At 48.5% G+C, this 26,537-nt stretch carries 25 protein-coding genes; 13 read left to right on the forward strand and 12 right to left on the reverse strand.

What is annotated here, in order from left to right:
• Positions 1–57 precede the first annotated feature (57 nt).
• On the forward strand, positions 58–594 hold the full coding sequence (ppa, locus tag EJN92_RS18355) for an inorganic diphosphatase (protein ID WP_126129146.1): 537 nt from the start codon (positions 58–60) through the stop codon (positions 592–594).
• Positions 595–678: 84 nt separating this feature from the next.
• Here the strand turns inward: ppa and EJN92_RS18360 are convergent, their stop codons facing one another.
• The gene (locus EJN92_RS18360) at positions 679–1,716 is read right to left on the reverse strand and encodes a serine/threonine protein kinase (protein ID WP_126129147.1); all 1,038 of its coding nucleotides are present in this window, start codon (positions 1,714–1,716) and stop codon (positions 679–681) included.
• A gap of 51 nt (positions 1,717–1,767) precedes the next feature.
• A complete protein-coding gene (locus EJN92_RS18365; protein ID WP_126129148.1) occupies positions 1,768–2,943 on the reverse strand; it encodes a GNAT family N-acetyltransferase in 1,176 nt (391 codons plus the stop codon).
• A gap of 41 nt (positions 2,944–2,984) precedes the next feature.
• Between EJN92_RS18365 and EJN92_RS18370 the strand changes: the two genes are divergently transcribed.
• From EJN92_RS18370 to EJN92_RS18380, 3 genes are all read left to right on the forward strand, one after another.
• Positions 2,985–4,598, forward strand: coding sequence for an NAD+ synthase (locus EJN92_RS18370; protein ID WP_126129149.1), 1,614 nt, complete (start codon positions 2,985–2,987; stop codon positions 4,596–4,598).
• A 127-nt stretch (positions 4,599–4,725) separates the two neighbouring features.
• Positions 4,726–5,064, forward strand: a complete 339-nt coding sequence (locus EJN92_RS18375; RefSeq protein WP_126129150.1) for a P-II family nitrogen regulator — start codon at positions 4,726–4,728, stop codon at positions 5,062–5,064.
• Between the two features lie 25 nt (positions 5,065–5,089).
• Complete coding sequence (locus EJN92_RS18380; protein ID WP_126129151.1) at positions 5,090–6,241, forward strand: ABC transporter substrate-binding protein; 1,152 nt, start codon at positions 5,090–5,092, stop codon at positions 6,239–6,241.
• 12 nt (positions 6,242–6,253) lie between these two features.
• Here EJN92_RS18380 and EJN92_RS18385 read toward each other — a convergent pair whose 3' ends face one another.
• A complete protein-coding gene (locus tag EJN92_RS18385) occupies positions 6,254–6,895 on the reverse strand; it encodes a Smr/MutS family protein (protein ID WP_126129152.1) in 642 nt (213 codons plus the stop codon).
• A 19-nt stretch (positions 6,896–6,914) separates the two neighbouring features.
• A complete protein-coding gene (trxB, locus tag EJN92_RS18390; RefSeq protein WP_126129153.1) occupies positions 6,915–7,862 on the reverse strand; it encodes a thioredoxin-disulfide reductase in 948 nt (315 codons plus the stop codon).
• A gap of 275 nt (positions 7,863–8,137) precedes the next feature.
• Here trxB and EJN92_RS18395 point away from each other — a divergent pair, with 275 nt between their 5' ends.
• The 3 genes from EJN92_RS18395 to EJN92_RS18405 all read left to right on the forward strand — a co-directional run bounded on the left by EJN92_RS18395 (position 8,138) and on the right by EJN92_RS18405 (position 12,545).
• Entirely contained in the window at positions 8,138–10,465 is a 2,328-nt protein-coding gene (locus EJN92_RS18395) for a DNA translocase FtsK (protein ID WP_126129154.1), read from the forward strand.
• 107 nt (positions 10,466–10,572) lie between these two features.
• The gene (lolA, locus tag EJN92_RS18400) at positions 10,573–11,244 is read left to right on the forward strand and encodes an outer membrane lipoprotein chaperone LolA (protein ID WP_407701527.1); all 672 of its coding nucleotides are present in this window, start codon (positions 10,573–10,575) and stop codon (positions 11,242–11,244) included.
• Positions 11,241–12,545 (forward strand): replication-associated recombination protein A, encoded by a 1,305-nt coding sequence (locus EJN92_RS18405; protein WP_126129155.1) that lies wholly within the window; start codon positions 11,241–11,243, stop codon positions 12,543–12,545. The genes lolA and EJN92_RS18405 overlap by 4 nt, the downstream gene beginning before the upstream one ends.
• Here the strand turns inward: EJN92_RS18405 and EJN92_RS18410 are convergent.
• The 3 genes from EJN92_RS18410 to EJN92_RS18420 all read right to left on the reverse strand — a co-directional run bounded on the left by EJN92_RS18410 (position 12,536) and on the right by EJN92_RS18420 (position 16,295).
• On the reverse strand, positions 12,536–13,405 hold the full coding sequence (locus tag EJN92_RS18410; RefSeq protein ID WP_126129156.1) for a type 2 periplasmic-binding domain-containing protein: 870 nt from the start codon (positions 13,403–13,405) through the stop codon (positions 12,536–12,538). The genes EJN92_RS18405 and EJN92_RS18410 overlap by 10 nt on opposite strands.
• 151 nt (positions 13,406–13,556) lie before the next feature.
• Positions 13,557–15,074, reverse strand: a complete 1,518-nt coding sequence (gene amaB, locus EJN92_RS18415; RefSeq protein WP_126129157.1) for an L-piperidine-6-carboxylate dehydrogenase — start codon at positions 15,072–15,074, stop codon at positions 13,557–13,559.
• Positions 15,075–15,203: 129 nt separating this feature from the next.
• Entirely contained in the window at positions 15,204–16,295 is a 1,092-nt protein-coding gene (locus tag EJN92_RS18420) for a saccharopine dehydrogenase family protein (protein WP_126129158.1), read from the reverse strand.
• A 137-nt stretch (positions 16,296–16,432) separates the two neighbouring features.
• Here EJN92_RS18420 and EJN92_RS18425 point away from each other — a divergent pair, with 137 nt between their 5' ends.
• Positions 16,433–16,879: an Lrp/AsnC family transcriptional regulator gene (locus EJN92_RS18425; protein ID WP_126129159.1), complete on the forward strand. Its 447-nt coding sequence runs from the start codon at positions 16,433–16,435 to the stop codon at positions 16,877–16,879.
• 161 nt (positions 16,880–17,040) lie between these two features.
• Here the strand turns inward: EJN92_RS18425 and EJN92_RS18430 are convergent, their stop codons facing one another.
• Together EJN92_RS18430 and EJN92_RS18435 are read right to left on the reverse strand one after the other, a co-directional pair.
• Positions 17,041–17,367 (reverse strand): hypothetical protein, encoded by a 327-nt coding sequence (locus EJN92_RS18430; protein ID WP_126129160.1) that lies wholly within the window; start codon positions 17,365–17,367, stop codon positions 17,041–17,043.
• A gap of 122 nt (positions 17,368–17,489) precedes the next feature.
• Positions 17,490–17,840 (reverse strand): hypothetical protein, encoded by a 351-nt coding sequence (locus tag EJN92_RS18435; protein ID WP_126129161.1) that lies wholly within the window; start codon positions 17,838–17,840, stop codon positions 17,490–17,492.
• Positions 17,841–17,947: 107 nt separating this feature from the next.
• Between EJN92_RS18435 and EJN92_RS21630 the strand changes: the two genes are divergently transcribed.
• The 3 genes from EJN92_RS21630 to EJN92_RS18445 all read left to right on the forward strand — a co-directional run bounded on the left by EJN92_RS21630 (position 17,948) and on the right by EJN92_RS18445 (position 20,806).
• Positions 17,948–18,103, forward strand: a complete 156-nt coding sequence (locus tag EJN92_RS21630) for a hypothetical protein (protein ID WP_170174918.1) — start codon at positions 17,948–17,950, stop codon at positions 18,101–18,103.
• Between the two features lie 112 nt (positions 18,104–18,215).
• On the forward strand, positions 18,216–20,324 hold the full coding sequence (locus tag EJN92_RS18440; RefSeq protein WP_227869602.1) for a TonB-dependent receptor: 2,109 nt from the start codon (positions 18,216–18,218) through the stop codon (positions 20,322–20,324).
• 194 nt (positions 20,325–20,518) lie between these two features.
• The gene (locus EJN92_RS18445; protein ID WP_126129163.1) at positions 20,519–20,806 is read left to right on the forward strand and encodes a hypothetical protein; all 288 of its coding nucleotides are present in this window, start codon (positions 20,519–20,521) and stop codon (positions 20,804–20,806) included.
• Positions 20,807–20,925: 119 nt separating this feature from the next.
• On the opposite strand, the gene EJN92_RS18450 is transcribed toward EJN92_RS18445, so the two are convergent.
• Complete coding sequence (locus EJN92_RS18450; protein WP_126129164.1) at positions 20,926–23,256, reverse strand: xanthine dehydrogenase family protein molybdopterin-binding subunit; 2,331 nt, start codon at positions 23,254–23,256, stop codon at positions 20,926–20,928.
• The gene (locus tag EJN92_RS18455; protein ID WP_126129165.1) at positions 23,253–23,747 is read right to left on the reverse strand and encodes a (2Fe-2S)-binding protein; all 495 of its coding nucleotides are present in this window, start codon (positions 23,745–23,747) and stop codon (positions 23,253–23,255) included. Before EJN92_RS18455 ends, EJN92_RS18450 begins: the two co-directional genes overlap by 4 nt.
• Before the next feature lie 288 nt (positions 23,748–24,035).
• Between EJN92_RS18455 and EJN92_RS21635 the strand changes: the two genes are divergently transcribed.
• Together EJN92_RS21635 and EJN92_RS18460 are read left to right on the forward strand one after the other, a co-directional pair.
• On the forward strand, positions 24,036–24,206 hold the full coding sequence (locus EJN92_RS21635) for a hypothetical protein (protein WP_170174919.1): 171 nt from the start codon (positions 24,036–24,038) through the stop codon (positions 24,204–24,206).
• 219 nt (positions 24,207–24,425) lie between these two features.
• Positions 24,426–25,394 carry a bile acid:sodium symporter family protein gene (locus tag EJN92_RS18460; protein ID WP_126129166.1) on the forward strand — a complete coding sequence of 323 codons (969 nt, stop codon included), beginning with the start codon at positions 24,426–24,428 and terminating at the stop codon, positions 25,392–25,394.
• Between the two features lie 56 nt (positions 25,395–25,450).
• Here EJN92_RS18460 and EJN92_RS18465 read toward each other — a convergent pair whose 3' ends face one another.
• Positions 25,451–26,491 carry an NADP-dependent oxidoreductase gene (locus tag EJN92_RS18465; RefSeq protein ID WP_126129167.1) on the reverse strand — a complete coding sequence of 347 codons (1,041 nt, stop codon included), beginning with the start codon at positions 26,489–26,491 and terminating at the stop codon, positions 25,451–25,453.
• Between the last annotated feature and the right edge of the window lie 46 nt (positions 26,492–26,537).

Consider the following 26,537-nt stretch of genomic DNA (forward strand, 5'->3'; position numbering starts at 1 on the left):
GGAAAACTAGATATAATCTCGCCGAGATAACTCAAATTTTCACATTGAAAGAGCAATATGAGCTTGAATAAAGTCCCAGCTGGTCGCGATCTTCCTAACGATTTTAACGTGATCATCGAAATACCGATGAATGCCGATCCGATTAAATACGAAGTTGATAAAGAGTCGGGCGCGATTTTTGTAGATCGTTTTATGGGTACTGCGATGCATTACCCATGTAATTATGGTTATGTTCCTGAGACGATCGCTGGCGATGGAGATCCGGTTGATGTACTCGTCATTACACCATTTCCACTGATACCAGGAGTTGTTGTCCGTTGTCGCCCAATCGGGATATTGAAAATGACGGATGAAGCCGGTAGCGACGGTAAAGTTTTAGCCGTTCCTATTGATAAAATTTTGCCAATATATACACACTGGCAGAAGCCTGAAGATATGAATGAACTGCGCCTGCGCCAAATTCAGCATTTTTTCGAACACTATAAAGATTTGGAGAAAGGTAAATGGGTCAAGATTGAGGGTTGGGGCGGTCCGGAGGATGCAAAAACAGAAATTCTTGATGGTGTCGCCAATTACAAAAAATCCAAAGAATAAATATTTGGCAATAAATGCTGATTGAGATTCGCATTTAAAAGGAAAAAAGGCACAATATCTGTGCCTTTTTTTTCGATCTTAACTTTAACGAAGCGTCACTATAACTATTGCAGCAAGCGCTACTATTAACGCAATGCAGCTTAGCCAAAATAGACTGCTCTTGGTTTGTTTCTTCGATGCACCAATCTCAACAGACTTGTCGTTATTTTGACGATTGCGCTTAAGCCGATTATCTCGCGCGATTATTTTTTGCAATGCATGTGCCATCTCTGCAGCATTTTTGTAGCGAGCTACTGGATCTTTTTGCATGGCCTTCATCGTAATGTAAGACAATTTCTCCGGAATGCTTGGACGAATTTCCATCGGTGCTTTAGGTGTCTTATTGGCGATTTGGTAAAGTAATTTGTCGATGTTGTGAGACTGAAATGGTTTCTGCATAGTCAACATCTCATACATGACAGCGCCGAGTGAGTAAACATCGGTTAAGGCATCAACTTGCTGCCCTAAAGCCTGTTCGCGTGACATGTAATTGGGTGTGCCAAGTATGTTGTTGTTGAATAAGGTCTCAGCGGGATTGCCTTTGTCATCAAGTACACGATTCGGTGCGCGCGCGATCCCAAAATCAAGTACTTTGGGTTGTTTATTTGTGAGTATGAAAATATTCGCGGGCTTAATGTCACGATGAATAACACCATGTTCGTGTGCGTATGCTAATGCCTCGGCCACTTTGCAAATGATATTAACAGTCTCGATGATGTCGAAACGTTTGCCGCTTTCCATCAGTTCTCTTAAGTCTTTACCATGTAGGAATTCCATGGCGATAAAGGTGGTGCCACCTTCAGTAGAGGCATCGTAAATAGTAACAATATTCGGATGGGATAGCCTTCCAGCTGCTCGCGCCTCATTGATGAATTGTTGTTCGCGCTGCTTTTTATCGACAATTGCAAGACCCGGAGACAAAACTTTAATCGCAACAGCGCGGTCGATTACTGGATCATGCCCTAAATACACAGTGCCGTTTGAACCGCTACCTAATTTTTCGGTAATGGAGAAGCGTCCTACTCTTCGTATTGGAGGGCTAGTTGCGTTGCTATTAGTTGGGAGACTGGTGTTCGGTATCATTTCCACAGCATGCCTTGACGGACATGAAATTTCAAGCTTTTGTTTGTGAGCTTATGTAAGTTCGCCTCTGAAAATGACTTTGTATGGTGTATGTTCATTTAGGTCAGTTAAATAATGGGCGATACCTGCTTTTTCTCTTTCTAAATATTCGGCGACAGCATTCGAGAATCTAGGATCGCTGAGGTGATGTGCTGAATATGTTTTTTGAGGGAGAAAACCGCGTGCCATTTTATGCTCTCCTTGAGCTCCGCCCTCAAACGTTTCGATTTTATTTTTAATGCAAAAGTCTATTGCTTGGTAATAAGCGGTCTCAAAATGAAGACAGGGAATAGTTTCCAGGCAACCCCAGTAGCGTCCGAAAACTGTTTTCTCATCGTGTATTAATAAAGATGCTGCAATTGTGCGGCCATTTTTTTTAGCAAAAACGAGTTGAATATTTTCTGGCATAGTCGCGCCAATACGATGAAAAAAATCAAGATTCAAATAGGGGGAGGAGTGATGCTCGATGTAAGTCTGGTCATAACACTGTTTGAAAATTTCCCAGTTGAGTTGCGTCATCTCGCTCCCCTTAAGATGCTCAAATTCAATTTCGCTTTGCTTGATCTTGCGTCTCTCTGCGCGAATATTTTTTCTTTTTTTGGACTCAAGCGTTGCAAGAAACTCTTCGAAGTTTAAATAGTTATTGTTTTTCCAGTGAAATTGGATTCCCTCACGTATTAAGTATCCTGTTTTACCCAATAGCTCTGTTTCTTGATTCGACGGAAACAGTATATGTGTCGATGAGAAATTCCCAGATTGTTGATATTTTATAAGTTCAATCAATAAAGCGCGCCACGCCGCAGCGTCTTTGGCAATAAGACGATTTCCGCTTACGGGTGTAAAGGGAATGGCGCTGAGTAATTTTGGATAATAATTGAGTCCGCTCTTATGGTAGGCATCCGCCCAGGCCCAGTCGAAAACATATTCACCATAAGAATGGTATTTTTCATATAAAGGGATAGAGGCAACTAGTTGATTTTCTTGCCACAGACACAGGTAAGACATTTTCCAACCCGTTTTTTCGCACGCTGAGCCTGATTCGTGGAGGGCGTTTAAAAATGCAAACGAGAGAAAAGGATTCGCATTATTTTGTGATTGTACTAATGCATCCCATTGTTTCTGACCAACATCATTCAGAGAATTGAGGATGCTCATGCGATAATATGTCTGCACGGTAGGAATGTTCATTTCTATTATTAAATATCTGATTAAAGATGATGTAAGCCACTATGACAGTAAAAGTTGCTATTTCCCAAATTAATAGTATTGTTGGTGATCTGCTAGGCAATGCTGAAAAAATCTTTCAAGCCGTACATGCTGCGGTTAAACAGGGCGCCGATATTGTCGTCACGCCTGAACTTTCCTTGGTCGGTTATCCGCCGGAAGATCTATTGTTACGACCTGCGTTTTATGAAAAAACCGCAGAGGTTTTGCTGAACTTAGCTACTAAATTACAGCAATTTCTTAATGTCCATGTTTTAGTTGGCCATCCGTTTGAAAAAAATGGCTTACGTTTTAATGCGGTTTCTGTTTTGTTAAACGGCAGTGTGTCTGTTACCTACTGTAAAAGCGATCTACCGAATGATATGGTATTTGACGAAAAGCGGTATTTTGTTGAATCGGATCAGCCTGTCGTCTTCTCAGTAAAAGGAACAAAATTCGGAATTAATATTTGCGAAGATACCTGGCATCCTCATGCCCCGAGTAAAGCTAGGATGGCCGGAGCGGAAGTCTTATTAGTCCCAAATGCATCTCCTTTTCATATGAGTAGGCCTGATCAGCGCTTGGAGATTATGCGAGCAAATGTGGCTGCGCAGGGAATGTCTTTGGTCTACGCAAATTTGGTTGGCGGTCAGGATGAACTTATTTTTGATGGCAATTCTTTTGTAATGCGTCAAGACGGAGCGCTTTGCGCCAGCCTCAAACACTGTGAGGAAGATTTGCAAGTTATAGTGTTTGACGGCGCAACACCAATGACTGGAGAGATCACAGCGGTTTTAAGTGTGGAGACGCAGATTTATCAAGCCTTGGTGTTAGGCGTGCGTGATTACGTCACGAAAAATGGCTTTCCACATGTGTTGATTGGGATGTCTGGTGGTGTAGATTCGGCCTTGACGCTCGCGATTGCGGTGGATGCGCTGGGAGCGGGTAAGGTTAGGGCGGTAATGATGCCATCTCCGTATACAGCGGATATTTCTTTGTTTGACTCTCGCGATATGGTTCAGCGTCTTGCTGTACGTTATGATGAAATCTCTATTAATGATTGCTTCGCTTCTTTTAATACAACGCTCGAGCAAGAGTTTTCTGGCTTATCGGCGGATGCTACCGAGGAAAATATACAGGCGCGGATACGTGGTACGATTTTGATGGCGCTGTCGAATAAGCATGGCTCAATTGTATTGACGACCGGAAATAAAAGTGAGATGGCGGTTGGGTATTGCACCTTGTACGGCGATATGGCAGGCGGCTTTGCGGTTATTAAGGATGTCGCAAAAACTTTGGTATATCGCCTGTGTGAATATCGCAATAGCTTATCTTTAGTTATACCCGAGCGTATTTTGTCCCGTGCACCTTCCGCAGAATTAAGGCCCGATCAGACCGATCAGGATTCGCTGCCTCCTTATGATATTTTGGATGGCATTATGCGTCTGTATATGGAAGAAAATAAATCTCGAGCCGAGATTGTTGAGGCTGGATATAAAATTGAAGACGTCGAACGCATTACGCATTTGATTAAAATTAATGAGTATAAAAGACGTCAGTCGCCGGTTGGAATAAGGGTAACCCATAGGGCATTCGGTCGCGATTGGCGATATCCTATTACTTCTAAATTTCGCGATTAATTTTTGTAATTTAATTTTTGTAATAAGTAAACAGTTCGCAAGGGCGTTATGTCTACAGGCTTAACACCATTCGGATATATTTATATGAAGTATCTATGCTGGAAGTGCATCTTCCTGAGGAGTGAAAATGAAACAGATTACTGCAGTGATTAAACCATTTAAGTTAGATGAAGTTCGCGAGGCCTTAGCCGAGGTCGGAGTCACTGGCTTAACAGTAGCGGAAGTAAAGGGTTTTGGGCGTCAAAAAGGCCATACTGAGCTGTACCGTGGAGCTGAATATGTGGTCGATTTTCTGCCAAAGATAAAACTTGAGGTGGTGGTTGATGACAAAATTTGCGATCAGGTTGTGGATGCGATTATTAAAGCTGCGCATACAGGGAAAATCGGTGATGGTAAAATTTTTGTACAAAACGTTGAGCAAGTAATTCGTATTCGCACCGGTGAAACAGGGCCCGAGGCTGTTTAATTTTTAAATCTATGAGTATAAATTCATGAACGATAGGCGTATTTTTTTGTCCCGACTCTTAGTCGGTGCAGCTGCGACAGCTTTAGCGATTCCCGCATCAGCGGATGCTGGGATAAGCGATCACAAGATCGTTTTAGGTCAATCCGCTGCTTTTTCAGGTCCCGCAGCGCAATTAGGCATACAACTACATACCGGAGCGAAAACCTACTTTGATCAGGTGAACGCCCAAGGCGGGGTGTTTGGCCGGAAAATAGAAATAATAAAACTCGATGATAAATATGAAGCAGATCTGGCTGCCGCAAATACTAAAAAATTGATCGAGGTTGATGAGGTTTTTGCCCTGTTTGGCTATGTCGGTACTCCGACTAGTAATGCGGCTCTGCCTATCTTCACCCAGGCAAAGGTTCCGTTTTTTGCGCCATTTACAGGTGCTCAATCTTTGCGAGAACCATTCAATAAACAAATTTTCAATATTCGGGCCAGTTATTTTGATGAGACTGAACATTTGGTTGATCGCTTGGTAAAAACCGGATTAAAAAATATTGCGGTGTTTTATCAAAATGATGCCTACGGCAAGGCCGGTCTCGCGGGTGTTGAGCGCGCCTTGAAAAAAATGAATGTGCCTATGCTGGAAATGGCGACTGTAGAGAGAAATAGCACAGACGTTGCTAAGGCGGTGGAAAAAATACTTCCTAAACGGCCCGACGTAATCATACAGATTAGTGCCTATGCGTCCTGTTCTGCTTACATCAAGGAGATGCGTAAGGCTGGATATACTGGGCAGTTTTACAATGTATCGTTCGTAGGAAGTAAAGCCTTGGCCGATACCTTGGGTGCAGAGGGGCCTGGCGTTGTTATTTCTCAAGTAGTTCCGTTCCCTTGGCATTTGGCGACGCCTATTGTGGCTGAGTACACAAAAGCCATGCATAAAGCAGGAATACAAGACTTGAATTTTTCTAGCCTGGAAGGATTTATCGCCGCCAAAGTATTTGTTGAGGGCTTGAAGCGTGCCGGCAAAAATCTTAGTCGGGATAGGTTAATTTCCGCCTTAGAGACTATTAATATTGGCAACTATGATACCGGTGGCTTTGATGTCGCCTTTTCACCAAGTAGTCACAATGGCTCTAAATATGTCGATATGACGGTGATCAGTAAAGAAGGTAAATTCCGTAATTAGTTGGATATTTATTTAATAGGCTTTGAGTAAAACGATTAATGCTCCAGAGCCACCGTCTGCGGCGGTGGCTTGACTGTATGCCAGAACTTCATCTTTTTGTATCAGCCAGTTCCTGACTTTTTTCTTTAGTACAGGTTCTTTATTGATAGAGCCAAGACCTTTGCCGTGAATGATGCGTACACAGCGCTTACCTGTGCGGCCACATTGACGTAAAAAATCGGCTAAGGCATCTCGTGCCTGATCGCGCCGCATTCCATGTAAGTCCAGCTCCGCCTGAATTACCCAGTGACCTTTCCTCAGTTTTTTTGCAACGTCTATCCCGATTCCTTGCCGTGTATAGCTGAGATCTTCATCGGTTTCGAGTAAAGAGTCTGCGTCAAAATCATCGGACAGTGATTCTTGCAAGGCCGAGCGCTCATCAGCCAAATGCTGAAAAGCAATTGGTTCTGGTCGCTTGCTTAAGGGGATATGTTTTTCTTCGTTTTTTAGCGCTTGGAGTTTGCCAACAGTGGCGCGAAAAATATTCGCCTCTTGCTTTTCCAGGGTTAATTTTTTTATTTGCTCGAGTTCAGCCTTATGACGGAGTTCTTGCTGATTTTTTAATTGCTGACCTAAATTTTTTAGGTCAGCAAAATTTTTTATTGAGCTTGGCATGCGGAGTGTCTAAAAAAACTTACTCTTCCAGGAAGCGCTGGGCATCTAGTGCCGCCATGCATCCGGTACCAGCACTGGTAATAGCTTGGCGGTAAACGTGGTCTTGTACGTCGCCAGCGGCAAATACACCTGGAACGTTGGTGGCGGTTGCCATACCCTCGGTGCCTGTTTTGGTTTTGATGTAGCCATTGTGCATCTCTAATTGGCCATCAAATATACTGGTGTTGGGTTTGTGACCGATTGCGATGAAAACACCATGTAAAGGTATAGCGCTAGTCTCTGCATTGCTCATGGACTTGATACGTATACCCGTTACGCCACTGTCGTCACCAATCACTTCGTCCAGAGTGTGGTTCCATTTTATTTCTACCTTGCCTTCAGCAACCTTCGCCATTAAACGGTCAATTAAAATAGCCTCGGCACGGAATTTGTCACGTCGGTGTATTACCGTGACTTTGCTGGCAATATTGGACAGATAAAGCGCCTCTTCTACCGCTGTATTTCCCCCGCCGACCACGGCGACTTCTTTGCCTCGATAAAAAAAGCCATCGCAAGTTGCGCATGCAGAAACACCTTTACCCATGAATGCCTGCTCGGAAGGCAAACCTAGGTACTGTGCCGAAGCGCCAGTGGCGATAATTAATGAATCGCAGGTATATTCGGCCTGATCACCAATTAGGCGTATAGGTTTTTCATTTAATTTGGCAGTGTGAATATAGTCAAAAATAATTTCTGTATTAAAGCGCTCCGCGTGTTGGAGAAATCTTTGCATTAGCTCTGGACCTTGCACCCCCAGTGGGTCTGCTGGCCAATTTTCTACGTCAGTAGTTGTCATTAATTGGCCGCCTTGCTCAACTCCAGTGATCAGCACAGGTTTTAGATTGGCGCGGGCGGCATAAACGGCGGCCGAGTAGCCCGCTGGACCAGAACCAAGAATTAAGACGTGAGCGTGTTTCGGAGTCGACATGATAAGGCCTGAATAAAGAGATTAAATTAATGGATAAGTGCAGAAAGCTGAAGGAATAGATAGCGCCCATTTCAATGATTTCAAGATCAGTCCCTGAATATGAATCGCTGTATAAGGATGAGCGCAATTATAGACGAATACCATGGCTTGGGCATATGGGACTAGGCTAGCACACTTGTTTTGCGTCGTTTAGTTTCAATAAGATAATAAATTACAGGTGTATCTTAGCTGGGTTTTTGCCCTACAATCGTGGCTGGCTGTTTTCTTTATGATTTATGACTAATACCAACGAAGCCTATACCCGCGATCGCAATAATAAGCCTGCGCCACCTATGCCAAATCGCCTTGTCAATCTATTGGCTGAGGTGCGATGGATAGCGTTCGCAGCTTCGAGTGCGTATTTAGTTCTGATCTTGTTTACTTATTCTAAACTTGACCCAGGCTGGTCACATGCGAGCGAGGTGCTCAAGTTTCATAATATAGGTGGGCGAGCCGGAGCTTGGTTTGCGGATGTTTTTTTGTATGTATTTGGCTTGTCTGCGTGGTGGTTTAGCGTGGTTTTGCTTAGATTGGTGTGGAAGGATTACCGACAACTATCGAGGCAACTCTTGTCCGAAGAAAAAGCAGAAGATGCTCATGAATATGAAAAATATATACAAATAATTGGCTTCGCGTTCCTGCTAATGGGGAGCATGGGGATAGAGTCTTTACGTATGCATAGCTTGAGTATCCCCTTGCCCTTGGCGCCTGGCGGTGTGCTGGGTGAGGTGATTGGTCACTTGGCGCTGACTCAGTTTGGCAATACTGGTTCGACTTTGGTGCTTTTACTTTTATTCGCGCTAGGCTTAAGTTTGTATTTTCAGATGTCCTGGTTGCAGATAGCTGAAAATGTCGGTAAATCTATAGAAGTGGTATTTGAGTTCTTCGTCCATAAATACACGGCAAGGCAGGATAGACGGGTGGGGCAAACAGCTGCCGTAAAACGTCAGGAAGTGGTCGTGCAGGAGCGTGCGAAAATAATCGAAGCGCCACCTATCCGTATAGAGCCACAAGTGGTGGCAGTGCAAAAATCGGAACGCATAGAGAAGGAAAGACAGGTCTCCTTGTTTAATGATATGCCTGACAGTAATTTGCCGCCCTTGTCGCTTTTGGATGAGGCGCCCGTCACGCAGGAGACTGTCAGCATAGAGACTTTGGAATTTACCAGTCGTTTGATCGAGAAGAAACTCTCAGATTTTGGAGTGGAAGCTAAGGTCATTGCGGCCTATCCTGGGCCAGTTATTACCCGCTATGAAATCGAGCCTGCGACTGGCGTTAAAGGAAGTCAGATCGTTGGCTTGGCACGTGATTTAGCGCGCTCGCTGTCGTTAACCTCGATACGGGTGGTCGAGACTATCCCGGGTAAAAATTTCATGGGATTAGAATTGCCAAATCCCAAACGTCAAATCGTACGTCTGACAGAAATTTTGGGCTCGAAAGTCTATAACGATAGTGGTTCTAGTTTGACCGTGGCTTTAGGTAAAGATATTGCTGGTCATCCCGTGGTTGCAGATTTGGCTAAGATGCCGCATTTATTGGTGGCGGGTACCACTGGCTCAGGAAAATCCGTGGGGATTAACGCGACCATACTTTCGCTGCTATACAAGTCGGACCCCAATGATGTGCGCATGATCTTGATCGATCCCAAGATGCTGGAAATGTCCGTGTATGAAGGGATTCCTCATCTACTAGCACCAGTAGTGACAGATATGCGCCAGGCGGCCCACGCGCTAAATTGGGCGGTTGCCGAAATGGAGCGACGTTACAAATTAATGTCTAAGCTAGGTGTGCGGAATCTAGCCGGATATAACGTCAAAATTGCTGAGGCGGAAAAACGTGAGGAACATATCCCGAATCCTTTTAGTCTCACTCCCGATGCCCCCGAACCACTGGAGAAATTGCCTACCATCGTTATTATCATCGATGAATTAGCCGATTTGATGATGGTTGTTGGTAAAAAAGTGGAAGAGCTGATCGCAAGAATTGCACAAAAGGCGCGTGCCGCGGGTTTGCATCTGATCTTAGCGACACAACGCCCATCGGTTGATGTCATTACTGGCTTGATCAAGGCGAATATTCCTACCCGTATCGCTTTTCAGGTGAGCAGTAAGATTGACTCCCGCACCATTCTGGATCAGATGGGTGCCGAGTCCTTACTCGGTATGGGTGACATGCTGTATATGCCACCTGGTACTGGCCTACCAGTGCGCGTGCATGGTGCCTTTGTCTCGGACGAAGAAGTGCATCGTGTCGTTAAGCATTTGAAAGCGCAAGGGGAACCAAATTACATAGAAGGTATCTTAGAAGGAGGCGTGCTAGAAGAGGGCGCTGATGGCGCGCCTGCCAGCGAGGGCGGAAATGAAGCCGATGCTTTGTACGACCAGGCGGTGGCGATCGTGTTAAAAAACCGGCGTGCTTCTATCTCTCTGGTGCAGCGTCATTTACGCATAGGCTACAATCGCGCCGCGCGTTTGCTAGAGCAAATGGAGCAGAGCGGTGTGGTCTCGACTATGCAATCGAATGGGAATCGCGATATCTTGGTGCCTGCAGGGAATGCAGAATAGTGAGCAGTATTAATGAGCAGCATCCTTATTCGCACCTCTGCGCCTGTCTTCGATTTAGATGTAGAAATGAATTAAGCTAGAAAAATATGAATAGTGCAGAACAAAACATGAGTCAAATAAAAGTGGGAGCTTCAATCCTCAATCGCGTATTCAATAAAATGATGTTAAAGCACTTTTTGATGCTGAGCTTGGTCGCGCCATTAATTGCGAATGCTAACGCCTTAGAGCAATTTAGGGCTTTTGTCGCCAATACCAAGGGCGCAAAAGGTGAGTTCTCACAACAACAGATTAAGTTGGTCGATGGCAAGGCAACGATTAGTAAGACCGCTAGCGGAACTTTTAGCTTTTCTCGTCCAGGCAAATTCATTTGGACTTATAGCAAGCCTTACGAACAGAGTTTGCAAACCGATGGTGACAAGTTGTACATCTACGATAAAGACCTGAATCAGGTGACGATCAAAGAGTTGAACGGTGCGCTTGGCGCTAGTCCTGCGGCGATTTTATTTGGCAATAGCGATCTGGAAAAGAACTTTCAACTAAAAGATGCAGGCACTAAACAAGGGGTGGAGTGGTTAGATGCCAGCCCCAAAGCCAAAGACAGTCAATTTGAACATATCGGCATAGGCATGAAAGACGGCTTGCCGATGGCGCTGGAATTACGCGATAGTTTCGGCCAGGTCTCTCTGGTGACATTAAAAAATGTAGAGAAAAATCCTAATTTCAAAGTCGATCAATTTAAGTTTGTACTTCCGTCAGGTGCGGAAGTGTTTCGGCAATGAGGCCAGTAACACGTAATGTCCCACTGGCAGAACGTCGGCGTCCGGCAAGCCTAGACGAGGTCATTGGTCAGCAGCACTTGCTCGGTCAAGGCAAGCCTTTGCGGGTTGCCTTTGAGTCCGGTGAACCACACTCCATGATACTGTGGGGGCCACCAGGCGTAGGTAAAACTACCTTAGCCAGATTAATGGCGGATGCTTTTAATTCTGAGTTCATCGCATTGTCCGCAGTGCTTTCTGGGGTTAAAGATATACGCGAGGCGGTCGAGCGCGCTCAGATCTTGCAGGCAAACTCTCAGCGCCGCACCATCTTGTTTGTCGATGAGGTACATCGTTTTAATAAGAGTCAGCAAGACGCTTTCTTGCCGCACGTGGAAAGTGGTTTATTCACGTTTATCGGTGCGACAACAGAAAACCCTTCATTTGAAGTCAATAGCGCCTTGCTGTCGCGCGCTTCTGTGTATGTACTCAAATCCTTAAGCGAAGACGATCTGGCGATCATGGTCGATAAGGCCTGCCAAAAGGAATTGGCGGGCTTGAGTTTTACCCCAGATGCTAAAGCCAGCTTGATCAGTAGCGCCGATGGGGATGGTCGCAAACTCTTGAATAATCTTGATATCGCAGCGCGTGCTGCGAGCGTCAAGAATGCGACACTTGTCGATGCGGTGTTGCTAGCCGAATGTTTGGGTGATGCCTTACGTCGCTTCGATAAAGGCGGTGATGCGTTCTACGATCAAATTTCAGCTTTACATAAATCGGTGCGGGGTTCTAATCCGGATGCGGCGCTGTATTGGATGGTTAGAATGTTAGATGGCGGCGCTGATCCGCGCTATTTGGCGCGGCGTATCGTCAGAATGGCGAGTGAGGATATAGGCTTGGCTGATCCGCGCGCTCTGCGCATTACGTTGGATGCCGCCGAAACCTACGAACGCCTTGGTTCGCCCGAGGGCGAGTTAGCCTTGGCACAGGCAGTGATTTATCTGGCCTGCGCGGCGAAATCAAACGCCGCCTATACCGCTTACAACGCGGTGCGTGCAATGGTGGCAAAAGATACTTCCAGGCCAGTTCCCGAGCATTTGCGCAATGCACCGACCAAGCTGATGAAGGAGCTGGGCTATGGCAAACTGTATCGATATGCCCATGATGAGCCAGATGCCTATGCCGCTGGCGAGACGTATTTGCCACAGGGCCTAGACGGGCAGCAATGGTATCGCCCGGTACCACGCGGTTTGGAAATTAAGATTGCGGATAAATTAGCCTATTTGCGTAAGCTCGATAAGGACGCTCAGGACGCTCAGGGTTGAAACCATAATTCTGGCCTATATCCGTTTGACTTATCTAAGTGAAATAAAGGGTTGTCTAATTCTATGATGGTTCGGTGTTTGATATTTGCTCTGTCAATCGAGATCTGATTGTGTTTCTTGAATAGTTTCTCAAAACTGCCATCCTTGATCATAGCCTCTAAGCCTACACGCAAATCTTCCGCCAGTTTGGGTCGACGTGGCGTAACAAAGAAATAGTAAGCGGCCGGATAGTGCAAAATAATGTGTTCATCGATATGCAAGTCATGTTTGGGATGCGATGAAAACTCATTCCATATTTCAAACATAGATCTAGGGAAATAATCAAAACGTCCTCCCTGCAGCATATTAAATAAAGCTTCGTAGGAGGTTGATGTCACCACAGGCAAACCATTTTCTTTCAGTATCGGGACATCTGGCCAGTCGTGTTCCTGTCCAGCAGAATAAGTGGATAAATGCCGTAGCGTACTTACTTTTTCAAATATCTGGCTGCGCTCTTTTTTCAGCAAAGGTATGCGCCAACCGATCAGTCCTTTATCGATAGGGATTTTGATGGCAATCATTTGCGTTTGACGTTCATCAGTCGCCATCGTCCATAATAAATCAACGTTGCCAACCGCTTTAGTCATCTCATAAATGGAGCGTGCTTGCTGCATTTTTCCTTCAGATGGCGCTAGTTGATACGAAGTTTTACTATTTTTCAGTGCTAATTGCAGTAATTCGTGAATATAGACTTCATTGGGATCTACCGCCGCGGAGAGGCGGGGAAATCGGACGATTTCTGATTCTTGCGCAAGAGCAATGAGTTGCGTTGCCGTTAGCAGCAAAAAAATGCTTGAAATGAATACAGATTTGATGCGCATGGACTCGCTTTCGATCTAAGCGGCTAGTGCCAGAATAGCTAGATGGCAAGGCCAGTCGGAAATTTGAGTATAGCGCAGGCTTGTTGCCATCACATCAAAAAAATCGCCACGAAAGTGGCGATTGAGGTATTTACTACACAAATAATATTAATTAAATATCAAAACTGATGCCCTGCGCCAGCGGCAAGGAATTGCTGTAATTGACCGTGTTGGTAGAACGACGCATATAGGCTTTCCAGGCATCGGAGCCCGATTCGCGGCCGCCACCTGTATCTTTTTCACCACCGAAGGCACCACCGATTTCGGCACCGGAAGGGCCGATGTTGACGTTGGCGATACCGCAGTCACTACCGATGTCAGACATGAAGCGTTCGGCTTCACGCATGTCGGTGGTGAAGATGCTGGACGACAAGCCTTGTGGCACTTCGTTATTCCAGTCTATCGCCTGTTGCAAGTCGCTATAGCGCACGATGTACATGATGGGTGCGAAGGTCTCGTGGTGCATGGCCGCGGTCTGGCTAGGCATTTCAACCAGCGAGGGACGCACATAATAAGCCGCCTCACAGCCAGCAACGCTGACACGTTCGCCACCAAAGACTAGTCCTTGCTCTTGTTTTGCCACGGCTAGTGCTGTTTGCATGGCGTCAAACGCGGCCTGATCAACCAGGGGGCCGATCAGCGTGGATTTTTCCAAAGGATTGCCGATAGGCAGACCGGCATAGATTTTTTTCAGACGTGGCACTAGCGTATCGTAAATGCTGTCGTGTACGAACAGGCGGCGCAGGGTGGTGCAGCGCTGACCAGTGGTACCGACTGCCGAAAACGTGATGCCACGCACTGCCATTTCCAGATCGGCGCTAGGTGCCACGATCATGGCATTGTTGCCGCCCAATTCCAAAATGGTACGGGTCAGGCGCTTTGCGCAGACCTCGGCCACTTGTCGGCCCATGCGGGTGCTACCGGTGGCGCTGACCAGTACCACACGCTTGTCTTCGACCATGTGCGCGCCGGTGTCACGGCCACCGATGATTAGCTCAGCCAAACCTTCTGGCGCATCATTGCCAGTGGCGTTGAAGCGTGCCACTGCCTTCATGAATAAGGCGTGGGTTGCGAGTGCCGTCAGTGGTGTTTTTTCGGAGGGTTTCCAAGTGACGCTATTGCCGCAGACAAAAGCTAATGCCGCATTCCAAGCCCACACTGCGACCGGAAAATTAAATGCGGAAATCACACCGACCACGCCGATAGGGTGCCAGACCTCCATCATGCGGTGGCCCGGACGTTCGGACGCAATCGTTAGTCCATAAAGCTGGCGCGATAAACCGACTGCGAAGTCGCAGATATCGATCATCTCTTGTACTTCGCCCAGACCCTCTTGCAAAATCTTGCCCGCTTCCAGCGTGACCACTTTGCCCAGTGCTTGCTTGTGGATGCGCAGCTCTTCGCCGAATAGACGCACCAGTTCACCACGGCGTGGCGCCGGAACTTCGCGCCATTGCAGAAATGCAGCATGCGCAAGTGCGATCTTGGCCTTGACTTGCTCAGTGCTTTCGGCGCGCAGCGTTGCGAGAGTTTTGCCGTCTATCGGTGAGATGCTGGCGATGTCCTGACCTTGATAGTCGGTCAGCTTGACGCCGAGTTCGGTTAACAGCTGAGTGATATTGTTGTCCATGGGTTCTCCAGCGGGATATGTATTTTTAAAGAAAAAGATCACAAGCTAAAAACGCTTATTGCGCTGTCACTTGTGATCTCAGCTTCCTAATTTCTAAAGTTGATCCAACGATGCATCAGATTGCGTAATTTAGATTGCGTAGTAGCGGCCAAATCGGTTTGCCAGGAAGTCGCTCAAGCTCGCTTGCTCTTGACGAACCATGCCATGTTGCGGCAATTTACCTGTGACGACCATATCGACCATCGCGCAAATGCCAGAGGCAGTGGTCAATTGTATCGCGGATAGTAATTGGCCGTTCACTACTTGGCTATAGATTTTCTTGGCGTAAGATTCTTGTTCCAGACGACCATCGCGCATGCCGATGACGCTGACAAACACCAGCACCACGTCTTGCTTGGTCATAGGGATAGAGGTTTCCAAAACATCTTTAAGGATAGGACGGCGTTCCAGTTTTCCCAGCTCCAAATCACGAATCAGCATTTTGACGATGTCGCGATGACCTGGGTAACGTACGGTTTTGTAGTTCAGATTTTGCACCTTACCAGCCAGACTTTCGCACAAAGTGCCCAGACCACCAGAAGTGTTGAAGGCTTCGTAATCGATGCCGTCCAGGGAGAAATGCTCGATTTCTTCTAAGGCTGAAGTTTCGCGTAACTGACCATCGACGATTGCTTCGCATGGGTTGCAGTACTCATTGATCAGACCGTCAGTGCTCCAGGTTAAATTGTATTTCAAGGCATTGTTAGGGAAGGTCGGCAAAGCACCAACGCGCATGCTGACGTCACGCAGCGTATCAAAACGTTTGGCAACGTCATTGGCGACGATAGAGATGAAACCTGGTGCCAAGCCACATTGAGGTACAAAAGCGCAATCAGCGCCTTCGGCCAATTGCTTGACGATGCGGGTGCTTTCTACGTCTTCGGTCAAGTCAAAATAATGCGAATTGGCGGCTTTGGCGGCGCCAGCAATGATAGGCGTTAAAAAGTAAGGGCAAGCCGACAAAGTGACTTGATGGCCGCGTATCAGTTCTGTGACTACGGCTTTGTCGCCGAGATCGGCTTGTACGATGCGGGTATTGGGGAAACCAGCTTGCTCTACATACTTGAGGCGCTCAGGATCGCGGTCTGCCACCGTGATTTGGTAGTCGCCGGTATGCGACAGTAAGTTAAGAATCGCGTCGCCGATTTTGCCAGCGCCTAGCAGGATGAGTTTGGTCGTCATTTCGTATCTCCAGATTGTTTTTAATTTTCACCACGGCTTAGTTTAAAAGCAAGCGTTGTCAGATAATAGAGTGTAAAGTATCGTCAGAATGCGATGTTTCAATACAATATGACGATTATTTACTTCAGTATGACGAAATGAAGCCTGTGCTAGACGATATTGATAATAAAATTCTTGCCTTATTGATGGATAACGCCAGGTTGCCGGTGACTACCATTGCCAAGCAAGTGGGGATCGCCAGAACCACCGTGATTGCCCGCATCAACGCCTTAGAGAAACGTGAAGTGATCGCCGGCTATGGTTTGAAATTGAATCAGGATATGTACCAAACGGCGGTACGCGCCTATGTCGGGCTTTCGGTAGAGGCGCGCTATGCGGCCGGCTTGATGAAGTTTTTGCAGCAGCTGCCGCAGGTCGAGACTTTATGCGCCGTTAGTGGTGCAATTGACTATATGCTGACCCTGCATTGCGCCACCACCGAAGTGCTGGATAAACTCTTGGATCAGATCGGGACTTTAGATGGTGTGCGCCAAACTTCGACCGCCATCATCTTGAGTAAGCGCATAGACAGAGCCGCTCTGTAGGCAGAATTACTGAGAATAATTCTGGGTAAATCTGGCGTTTATTCTGAAAGTACAGATACTCCCAGCCAGTATATTTTAAGTGCGCACGTAGATATTGCGCAAACGGCTAGATTGAGAGCGAAAAATAGGGGAGTATCTTCTTTGCAGAAAATACGCAAGGCTTAAGAGTTTCCTTGCGGCTTACTGCTAGTGCTCTTTTTGTCTTCGGCGAGTGGCTTCTTGGCAACGCCCGTTTCGGCGAAGTGCGCGGTACTTTGCTGCAAAATCTGCAGATGGACCGAGGCTTTATCCATGCCGCTGCGATCTAACATCACGCCACTGCTGCTGGCCGAACCGCCCGCCAGGCTGTCGGTGGAGCGCATCTCTGGCCGTAATTCTTGGGTACTCGGTGCTACCGACATCGCCATAGAAATCAACTCTTGGCAAAAGCCAACGCTCACTAGCGCAGTGCTTAGCATTACAGCGAGGAGTAGAGATTTTTTTGTCATGATGGTCGCGTATTTTAAATGTATTAAGACTAACTAATGCGGGCTTATTGTAAAGCTTTTTTCAAGTGCTGGTCTAGTTTTGTATAAAAATGCTTTTATCTCTGAACGATGGGCGTAGCGATTCAGGCGGTTTTTTTGAGCATTTTATTAAATTCTAAGTTGGCATGTAAATTGCGCGCACTAGCCTTGTCGAGTGCAATTTTTTCTTCGCTGCTGAGCCGTTTTGCTGTGATCAAGACACTAGGAATAGGCTGCTGAGCCAGCCCAAATAACTCGCTATCGTAGGCGATCTTCTGTTCGCTAGTCCAGGCGTGGGCGCGGATCTCGATAGTCTGAACGCTGGTGCTCAGTGCCGATGCCTGTTTTGGTTGATATTGAATATTGTTGGTATGGGCAGTGGCGCTAATGCATGCGATAGAGAGTAGGGCGCTGCTTAACAGCAAGGAGATGGAAAGTTTTTGTGTCGATTTCATGGTGTGCTCCGTTTTGTTCCGTTGGGTTCGTGGTGATTGAGTTGCGATGTCATCACTGTAAGCAAAGCCAGGCAAGATTGCGCGTGGCAAGCGACGAAATGCACAAAATGAGCTCTCAGTGGCGAGAAATCGAATCTGAGTTGCGGCTCAATTGGGGTGCTGAGGCGCGCGTGCTTGAGCTGGCTCAATTATTTCAAAACAAGGTGGTTTTAACTGCGTTTAAACAAGAATTTTCTGTAATTGCAAATCACTCTCATTTATAATTTCGACAGTTTAGCCAGCCAAGCTTGTTTATTGTTTTGTCAGCTCGCCAGCCAGTCATTTTTATTGAGTATACGCAGAGTGCGCCGTACTCACCGCTTACCGAGAGTCATGATGAATTACAAACTTGCTGTGTTGCCGGCCTTGTTGGCTAGTATCGTCTTACCTGTGTATTCCCAAACTAGCGCGGCTGCGCCTGCCGCAAATAGCTTACCTGAAGTGAGTGTCAACGCTAAGCCTGAGGCTAGCTATAGCGTCAAACGCAGTACTGCTGCGACCAAAACCGATACGCCCTTACTCGATACCCCGCAAGCGGTGACCGTGATCAGCAAAGAATTGATACGCGATCAAGCCATGCAAAGTATGGCAGACGCGATTCGTTACGTGCCGGGCATAGTCACGGCGCAAGGCGAAGGTAACCGCGATACAGCGGTGTTTCGCGGCAATAGTTCTACTGCTGATTTTTATGTCGATGGCATCCGTGACGATGTCCAGTATTACCGCGATTTTTACAATATCGACAGCGTAGAAGCGCTCAAGGGCTCGAACGCGATGATCTTCGGTCGGGGTGGTTCTGGCGGCGTGATTAACCGCGTCAGTAAGCAGGCGCAATGGCAGACCGTGCGCGATGTTTCGCTGACCCTGGGCTCATGGAACAACCGCCGTCTGACCGTCGATGTGGGCCAGGCCATCAATCAGAGTGCCGCCATCCGCGTGACGGGCTTAGTCGAGAATTCTGATAGCTATAGAGATTATTTTAATTTGAAGCGCTCGGGCATTAATCCTACTTTGGCCTTGCGCGCGGGCGCCAATACCAGTGTGGTGGTGGGTTACGAACATTTCAAAGACGAGCGCACGACCGATAGAGGTATTCCTTCATTTTTGGGTAAGCCTATCAAGACCGATCCATCCACATTTTTTGGTGACCCCGATTTGAGTACCACCTGGTCTAAAGTCGATGCATTCTCGGCGCTGATCGAGCATGATTTTGGCGCTGGTATTAGCTTGCGCAATCGCACCCGCTATGCCAAATACGATAAGTTTTATCAGAATATTTTTCCTGATTCGGTCAATGCTACCGGCACCAGTGTCGCTTTAAAAGCGTATAACAATGCCACACAGCGCGATAATTTCTTTAACCAAACCGATCTGATGTTTAGCCTTGCGACTGGGTCTGTGCAGCACAAAATGTTAGCGGGTGTGGAACTGGGTCGTCAGGTCACCGATAACTACCGAAATACCGGGTATTTTACGGTGGCAGGCAAGAGCGTCAGCAGTATCAATGTGTCGGTGGTCAATCCTCTGAGTAATGCCGCGCTCACGTTTAAGCAAGGTGCAACGGATGCGAATAATCATGGGGTGGCGACGATTGCTTCTGTCTACCTGCAAGATCAAATCGAATTCTCGCCACAATGGCAAGCCATAGTCGGTCTGCGCCGCGATAGTTTTGCGATGGATTTTACGAATAATCGTAACCTGGAAAATATCCAGGTCACTGATACGCCGGTTTCGCCACGCATAGGCCTGGTGTTTAAACCTATGCCTACAGTGTCGCTGTATGGTAGCTATAGCCTGGCGTTTGCACCACGTGCTGGCGATCAATTGGGATCGCTCACTAGCAGCAATCAGGCTTTCGATCCCGAACAGTTTAAGAATCTGGAGTTAGGTGCGAAGTGGGATATTTTGCCGAATCTGGAAGCTAGCGCAGCCGTATATCAACTCGATCGCACAAATGTGGTGATTCCAGACCCTCTGGATGTCACAAGAAGCATCTTGGTGGATGGCCAGCGTAGTAAGGGCGTGGAACTTGGTATGACCGGAAAATTGACGCCAGAGTGGAGCATCATGGGGGGCTATGCCTATCAGGATGCGCAAATTACCAAGACCCAATCGGCCAGTATTAAAGCTGGCGCGGTGGTAGCGCAAGTGCCTACGCATAGCGCCTCGCTGTGGAATCGCTATGACTTTAGTCAGGCCTGGGGCGCTGGTCTTGGCCTGGTATATCGTGGGCAGATCTATGCGTCGAATGACAATGCGGTGGTGGTGCCTGGATTTACCCGGGTCGATGCAGCGGTTTTTTATCGCGTGAATAAAAATCTGCAGTTGCAAATGAACGTAGAAAATCTATTCGATAAGAATTACTACGCCTCGGCCAATAGTAATAACAACATCACGCCCGGCGCGCCTAGAGGGCTTAAATTAGGGCTCAATGCCAGCTTCTAATTTGTTGCAGAACTAAGCTAGTGAAAAACGGCGGATCATTGATCCGCCGTTTTTTTTTGCGTAAGTCCTGTTATTAAAAAAAGGCAAATTGCTAGTGCGATTACCGTGGCACTTAAAAATTGCTTGTTGCATAATGCCTAGCTCGGGTCTGAGATATCTCCCCCCCAGTTATCCTATTCATCAAGAAAATTTACATGAAAAATTCTACGCGTCAATATTTGTATTCAGTGCTGCGCCAAGCGAGTCAAGAGTTTCAAGGTTTTGCTAAAAAACTGAGCTTGCGCCTATTGCGCACGCCCTTGCCGAAAGTACTCATCGTCGTTTTGGGCATCGCCTTGCTGATTAGCCTGATCCCCTTGGTGTTGACGCTATTCCTGGTGTTCGTTTTACTTAAAATCATCCTCAGTCTGGTGACGCTGGCCCTGCGTGGCCCGCTAGGCTCAGACTTGCAGCCAGTGCGTAGACCCTACCGCAAAGAATGAGCCTGCTGGTCTCTCAACCAGGATTTAAAAATCACCCCTGCCAGCGCGCATAGTCCATGCGCTTCTCCAAGGCATAGCCCTGGAGGCCGCATGGGCTATGGGTCTTGGGCTAGGTGCTTTTACGCTTTGCTGATCTGATCGCGGATAGGCAAATTTCTGATGCGCTTGCCGGTCGCGGCAAAGATCGCATTGCAGAGCGCCGGTGCGATCGGTGGCATGGCAGGCTCACCGACTCCGCCTAGTTCTATCTCCAAACTATTTTCCACCAGATGGCAGCGAATTTCGCGGGGTGCCGCATAGGCCCTTAAAATTTCATATTGATGGAAATTGCTTTGCTCGACGCGCCCTTGCTTAAACGAGATTTCACCGCTCAGCGCCAGACTAATGCCCATGATGCAGGCACCTTCTAGTTGTGAACGAATGCGATCCGGATTAATCAAGGGGCCGCAATCTATCGCCATATCCACCATGGGGATGCGCAGTTCGCCCTTGGCATTGATGTCGACCTCGATCACCACTGCGACGTAGCTCACAAAGCTGTACGACACGGCCAAGCCCAAAGCCTTGCCCTTAGCTAGCTTGCGGCCCCAACCGGCCTTGCTGGTCGCCAGTTCAATGACGTGGCGCATGCGGGCAATGTCGACAGGGTAGCGCTCTGGTGATTCGCCATAATTAAAATCATTACCCATGCTGCGTGGATCGATCTTGCGCGCTGGCCCCAATAAATCGAGCAAATAACTTTTATGATCGCGTTGCGCGGCGTGCGCCAACTCTGCCGCGAATGACTGGATGGCAAAGGCGTGCGGGATATTCGAGACCGAGCGAAACCAGCCTATCCGCGTATGGGCGGCCACTTCAGGTACTTCGACCCGGATATTGGCGATCGCAAACGGTACATTGGTGGCAGACATACCGAGTTCAAACGGCTGTTGCTGGTTCGCGCCGGCCGCAAAGGTCGAGGCGATGGTAGGGGCGGCAGTGCGATGCAACCAGGCGCTAGGCATGCCGCGCTCGTCGAGTGCCGCCTCCAGTCGCTCCATCGACACTGTGTGCAGGTAATCGTGTTGCAGATCGTCCTCACGGGTCCACGTCAGTTTTACCGGTGCGCCTTGCATCGCTTGCGAGAGTAGGGCGGCCTCTACCGCAAAATCGGGTTTGGATTTGCGCCCGAAGCCACCGCCTAATAAAGTCACGTGTACCGTGACGTCCTGGTCTTTGAGTTTTAAATGTTGCGCTACCGTGGCAACAGTGGCTTGAGGGGCTTGCACGCAGGCCCAGACTTCGCATTTACCGTTGACGATGCGTGCGGTGGCGGCGGGCGCCTCCATGGTGGCGTGCGCCAGATGCGGCAGATAATATTCGGCGCTCAGCGTTTTTTTCGAGGCCGCTAAAGCCGCCATGCTGTCGCCCTGATTGCGCGCGGCTTTGGCCGGTTGCCGCACAGCCGCTTGTAGACTAAGCCGAAAAGCGGCCGAGTCATAACTGGCGTTGGCGCCGTCATCCCAGACTAGTTTGAGCGCTTCACGCCCTTTGATGGCGGCCCAGGTATTGCTGGCAATTACCGCTACGCCGCCCAGAGGATGGTACATGGCTGGCGCTGGGCTGCCAGCTAATTCGACGATGCGCAGCACGCCAGGCACTTTTAGGGCGGCACTGCTATCGACGCTCACGAGTTTGCCACCAAACACCGGTGGCCTGGCGATCACCGCATACAACATGCCATCAACACGGGTATCGATGCCGTATTGGGTATTGCCAGTGACGATATTTTTCAGATCGATGCCCAAGGCATGCTGTTTGCCTATGTAAAGTAATTCGGCGGTGGGCTTGAGTCTGATACTGGTCTTGCCAGGTACGGGAAGTTTGGCGGCATCTGCTGCCAATGCAGCGAAGCCAAGGCGCCGGCCACTGGCCGCATGGATCACTTCATGATTGCTGGTTTTCACTTGTGCTACCGGCACCTCCCAACGTGCCGCCGCCACTGTCTCTAGCATCTGTCTGGCACAAGCACCGATATGCCGCATCGGACGAAACGAATGGCGCATGCTGCGAGAGCCATCGGTATCCTGGTTGCCATAGCGCGCCTCATCAGCGTCGGCTTGTATCACTTTTACTTTAGCCCAATCGGCACCCAGTTCATCGGCCACTACCATTGGTAAGCTGGTGCGTATGCCTTGCCCCATTTCTGAGCGATGCGCAACGATAGTGACGATGCCATCGCTGCCTATAGAGACAAAGGCCAGTACATTATCGACCAAGCCACCGGGCATGGCGTCGCCGCCAAATTTTGCCGCATCGGCCGCCATCACCAAGCCGCTCGGCCCCACTGTGAGTATCAGGCCGCCCAGACTAGCAGCGCTCTTTAACCAGAGTCTGCGGCTAGCCGAAACTACGCTGTTGGCAGCTAATTGCGGCTGCTCAGCGGCACTGCTTGTTAGCTGATTTTTCATTTTGACTCTCCCTTAGCTGCTTTGCTAGTTGGTGTTGCCAGATTCTTAGAGGCCAACTTGATGGCGGCGTGAATGCGCGTATAGGTACCGCAGCGGCAAAGATTGCCGCTCATGGCATCGGTAATTTGTTTTTCACTCGGGCGCATGACTTTTTTTAAGAGTGCCGTGGCCGACATGATCTGGCCCGATTGGCAGTAGCCGCATTGCGGCACGCCCAGATCCATCCAGGCATGCTGTATCACTTTGCCGACAGTGTCTTGCGCCATCGCTTCTATGGTGGTTATTTGTTTATTGAGTGCGGCAGAAATTGGGGTCACACAGGCGCGTATCGGCTCACCGTCCAGATGCACAGTGCAGGCACCGCACAATGCCATGCCACAGCCAAATTTAGTACCAGTCATGCCCAGTTCATCACGCAGCGCCCACAGCAGCGGGGTGTCATCTGGCAAGGCTAAGTTTTGTTGCTTGCCATTGATAGTCAAGACGCTCATAGTATTTCCTTAGTGTCGAATGAAATTGCAAGGGGGGGAATGCCATGAATGCCACGCCAGACATCAAGACAGCCGAAAGAATAACATTTTTACCAAAGTCGCGAATAAATCAGGAGTTTTATGGCAACAGCCCGCTCACGCATATTCCATGCGGCCTAGCGGGGTGCCTGCCCGCAAACCCGCATGGAATATGCGCGAGCGGGGCATCTATTTTTTATAGGACGTGCGCAAAACTGGGGTCTGACAGTGTGAATGTGTTACAGTGCGCAAAAAACTTGAAAGCACATCATGGCAACACCTAATTACGGATTTGATAAGCGTCAAAAAGAGCTTGCCAAGAAAAAGAAAAAAGAAGAGAAGCTGCGCAATAAGGCCGAGCGCAAAGTCGGTGAGACTGCAGACACGGATGAAGCAGAAGATGCGCAAGACGATGCTGCTAATCCGGATACGCCCGCCTAATTTGTTAATTTGCTCATCTGCTTAAGCTGCCTGGCTTGCTGCATTTAATCTATAGGACTTACGCAAAACCGCCCCAGCGTCCTTGTATCCGCCTTGCCGTACTAAAGTACTGTCTTCGGCGGTACGCCTAGCTGGAACAATTTTGCGTAAGTCCTAATCTAGTTGAACTTAATAGATGCAGATCGCGGTCGGGTGGCAGTTCCATGATTTTGACTCAGCATGCAAAGACCCCGTTTTTTACCTGATAACATGAGCTTGCTATTGCTGGCAGTGGTACTCACTGCCAGCATCTTTCCGTGCTCGGGTTCTATCGCGCTTGGCTTTGAACGCTTGACTTCGGGCATGATCGCCTTGCTGTTTTTCATGCATGGCGCCAAGCTCTCGCGTGCCGCAGTACGCGCCGGTGTCACCCACTGGCGCTTGCATCTCACCGTCTTACTGTTTAGCTTTGCGCTGTTCCCGTTATTGGGGCAACTCATGAAACCGGGTTTGCTCTGGCTGCTCACACCAGAGTTGACCATGGGCGTTTTATTCCTGTGCGTTTTACCTTCTACCGTGCAATCGTCGATCGCCTTTACCGCCGTGGCGCGTGGCAATGTGGCCGCTGCGGTCTGCAGTGCTTCGGCCAGTAATCTGCTAGGCATATTTCTGACGCCCTTACTGGTGAGCCTGTTGCTGAGCAACGCTAACGCCGGACATTCCGCGTTGGACGGCATCATGAAGATTGTGCTGCAGTTGCTGCTACCATTTGTGGCCGGGCAGATAGCGCGGCCATGGCTGCAAGCCTGGATGGAGCCGCGCAAAGATAGCCTGAAGATGCTGGATCAAAGCTCTATCTTGCTGGTGGTGTACGTGGCGTTTAGTGAAGCTATCGTGCAGGGTTTATGGCATCAGGTTGCCCCAGGCATGTTAGTGAGCTTACTCGGCATCAGTGCCATTTTGTTAGCGCTGATGCTGGGACTGACCACCTTGGTGAGTCGCCGGCTCGGCTTTAGTAAAGAAGATGAAATTGTTGTGATGTTTTGCGGCTCGAAAAAAAGTCTGGCCAGCGGCGTACCCATGGCAAAAATTTTGTTTGCCGGCCCTAGCGTGGGCTTAATAATCTTGCCCTTGATGTTGTTTCATCAGTTGCAGCTGATGGTGTGTGCGGTGCTGGCGCAGCGTTATGCAGAGCGGCAAGACACTTAACATCAAAAAAAGCGCATCAAAATTGATGCGCTTTTATGTTGATGGCTAATCGGTGATTATTCCTGGCCCACTTGCAAAATCAGTTTACCGAAGTTTTTACCTTCAAATAGCATCAGCAAAGCTGCAGGGAAATTTTCTATCCCCTGGACGATATCTTCGCGGGTCTGGAATTTTCCTTGTGCCATCCATGCGCCCATCTCTTTGGTCGCTTCGGCGTAACGGGGCAGGTAGTCGAATACGACTATGCCTTCCATGCGGGCGCGATTTACCAGTAAGGACAAGTAATTGGCCGGGCCTTTGACTGGCGTGGTGTTGTTATATTGGGAGATCGCGCCGCAGATAATGATGCGCGCCTTCATATTGATACGTGTCAGTACGGTGTCGAGTATCTCGCCTCCGACATTATCAAAATAAATGTCTACGCCATTTGGGCAATGCTCTTTTAAACCGTCTTTGACCGAACCGGTCTTGTAGTCTATGCAGGCATCAAAACCCAATTCGTTGACCACAAAGTCGCATTTCTCTTTGCCGCCAGCGATGCCCACCACGCGGCAGCCTTTTTGTCTGGCAACCTGGCCAACGGTCTGGCCCACCGCACCGGCCGCACCTGACACCACTACGGTTTCGCCCGCCTTGGGTAACCCGACATCAAGCAGGCCAAAATAGGCGGTCATGCCTGGCATACCCAGTGCATTGAGGTATTTAGGCAAAGGTGCCAATTTGGGGTCGACTTTATAGAAACTGGCGCTCTTGTCATCGGCCGCACCTAGCCAAAATTTTTGTACCCCAATGCCGCCCGAAACATAGTCACCGACCGCAAATTTTGCCGATTTAGAGGCAATCACTTTGCCGATACCGCCAGCACGCATGACTTCATTGATGGCGACCGGACGGATATATGATTTGCCTTCGTTCATCCAACCGCGCATGGCAGGATCGAGTGAGAGATAAATCGCCTGGACGATGATTTCGCCCTCGACGATATCGCGCAGCGCTTCGCTGCTGAAGGACCAATCGCTGTCTTTAGGTAAGCCCATTGGACGGGCGGCGAGGCGATATTGTTGATTGCTGAGTGCGGCAAGCGTTGCTGAAGTCATAGGGTTTGTCTCCGAAGGGCAAATCAAAATTGGCGGCGATTCTATC

Origin of the sequence: Undibacterium parvum (assembly GCF_003955735.1) — a bacterium.
GTDB lineage: Bacteria > Pseudomonadota > Gammaproteobacteria > Burkholderiales > Burkholderiaceae_D > Undibacterium > Undibacterium parvum.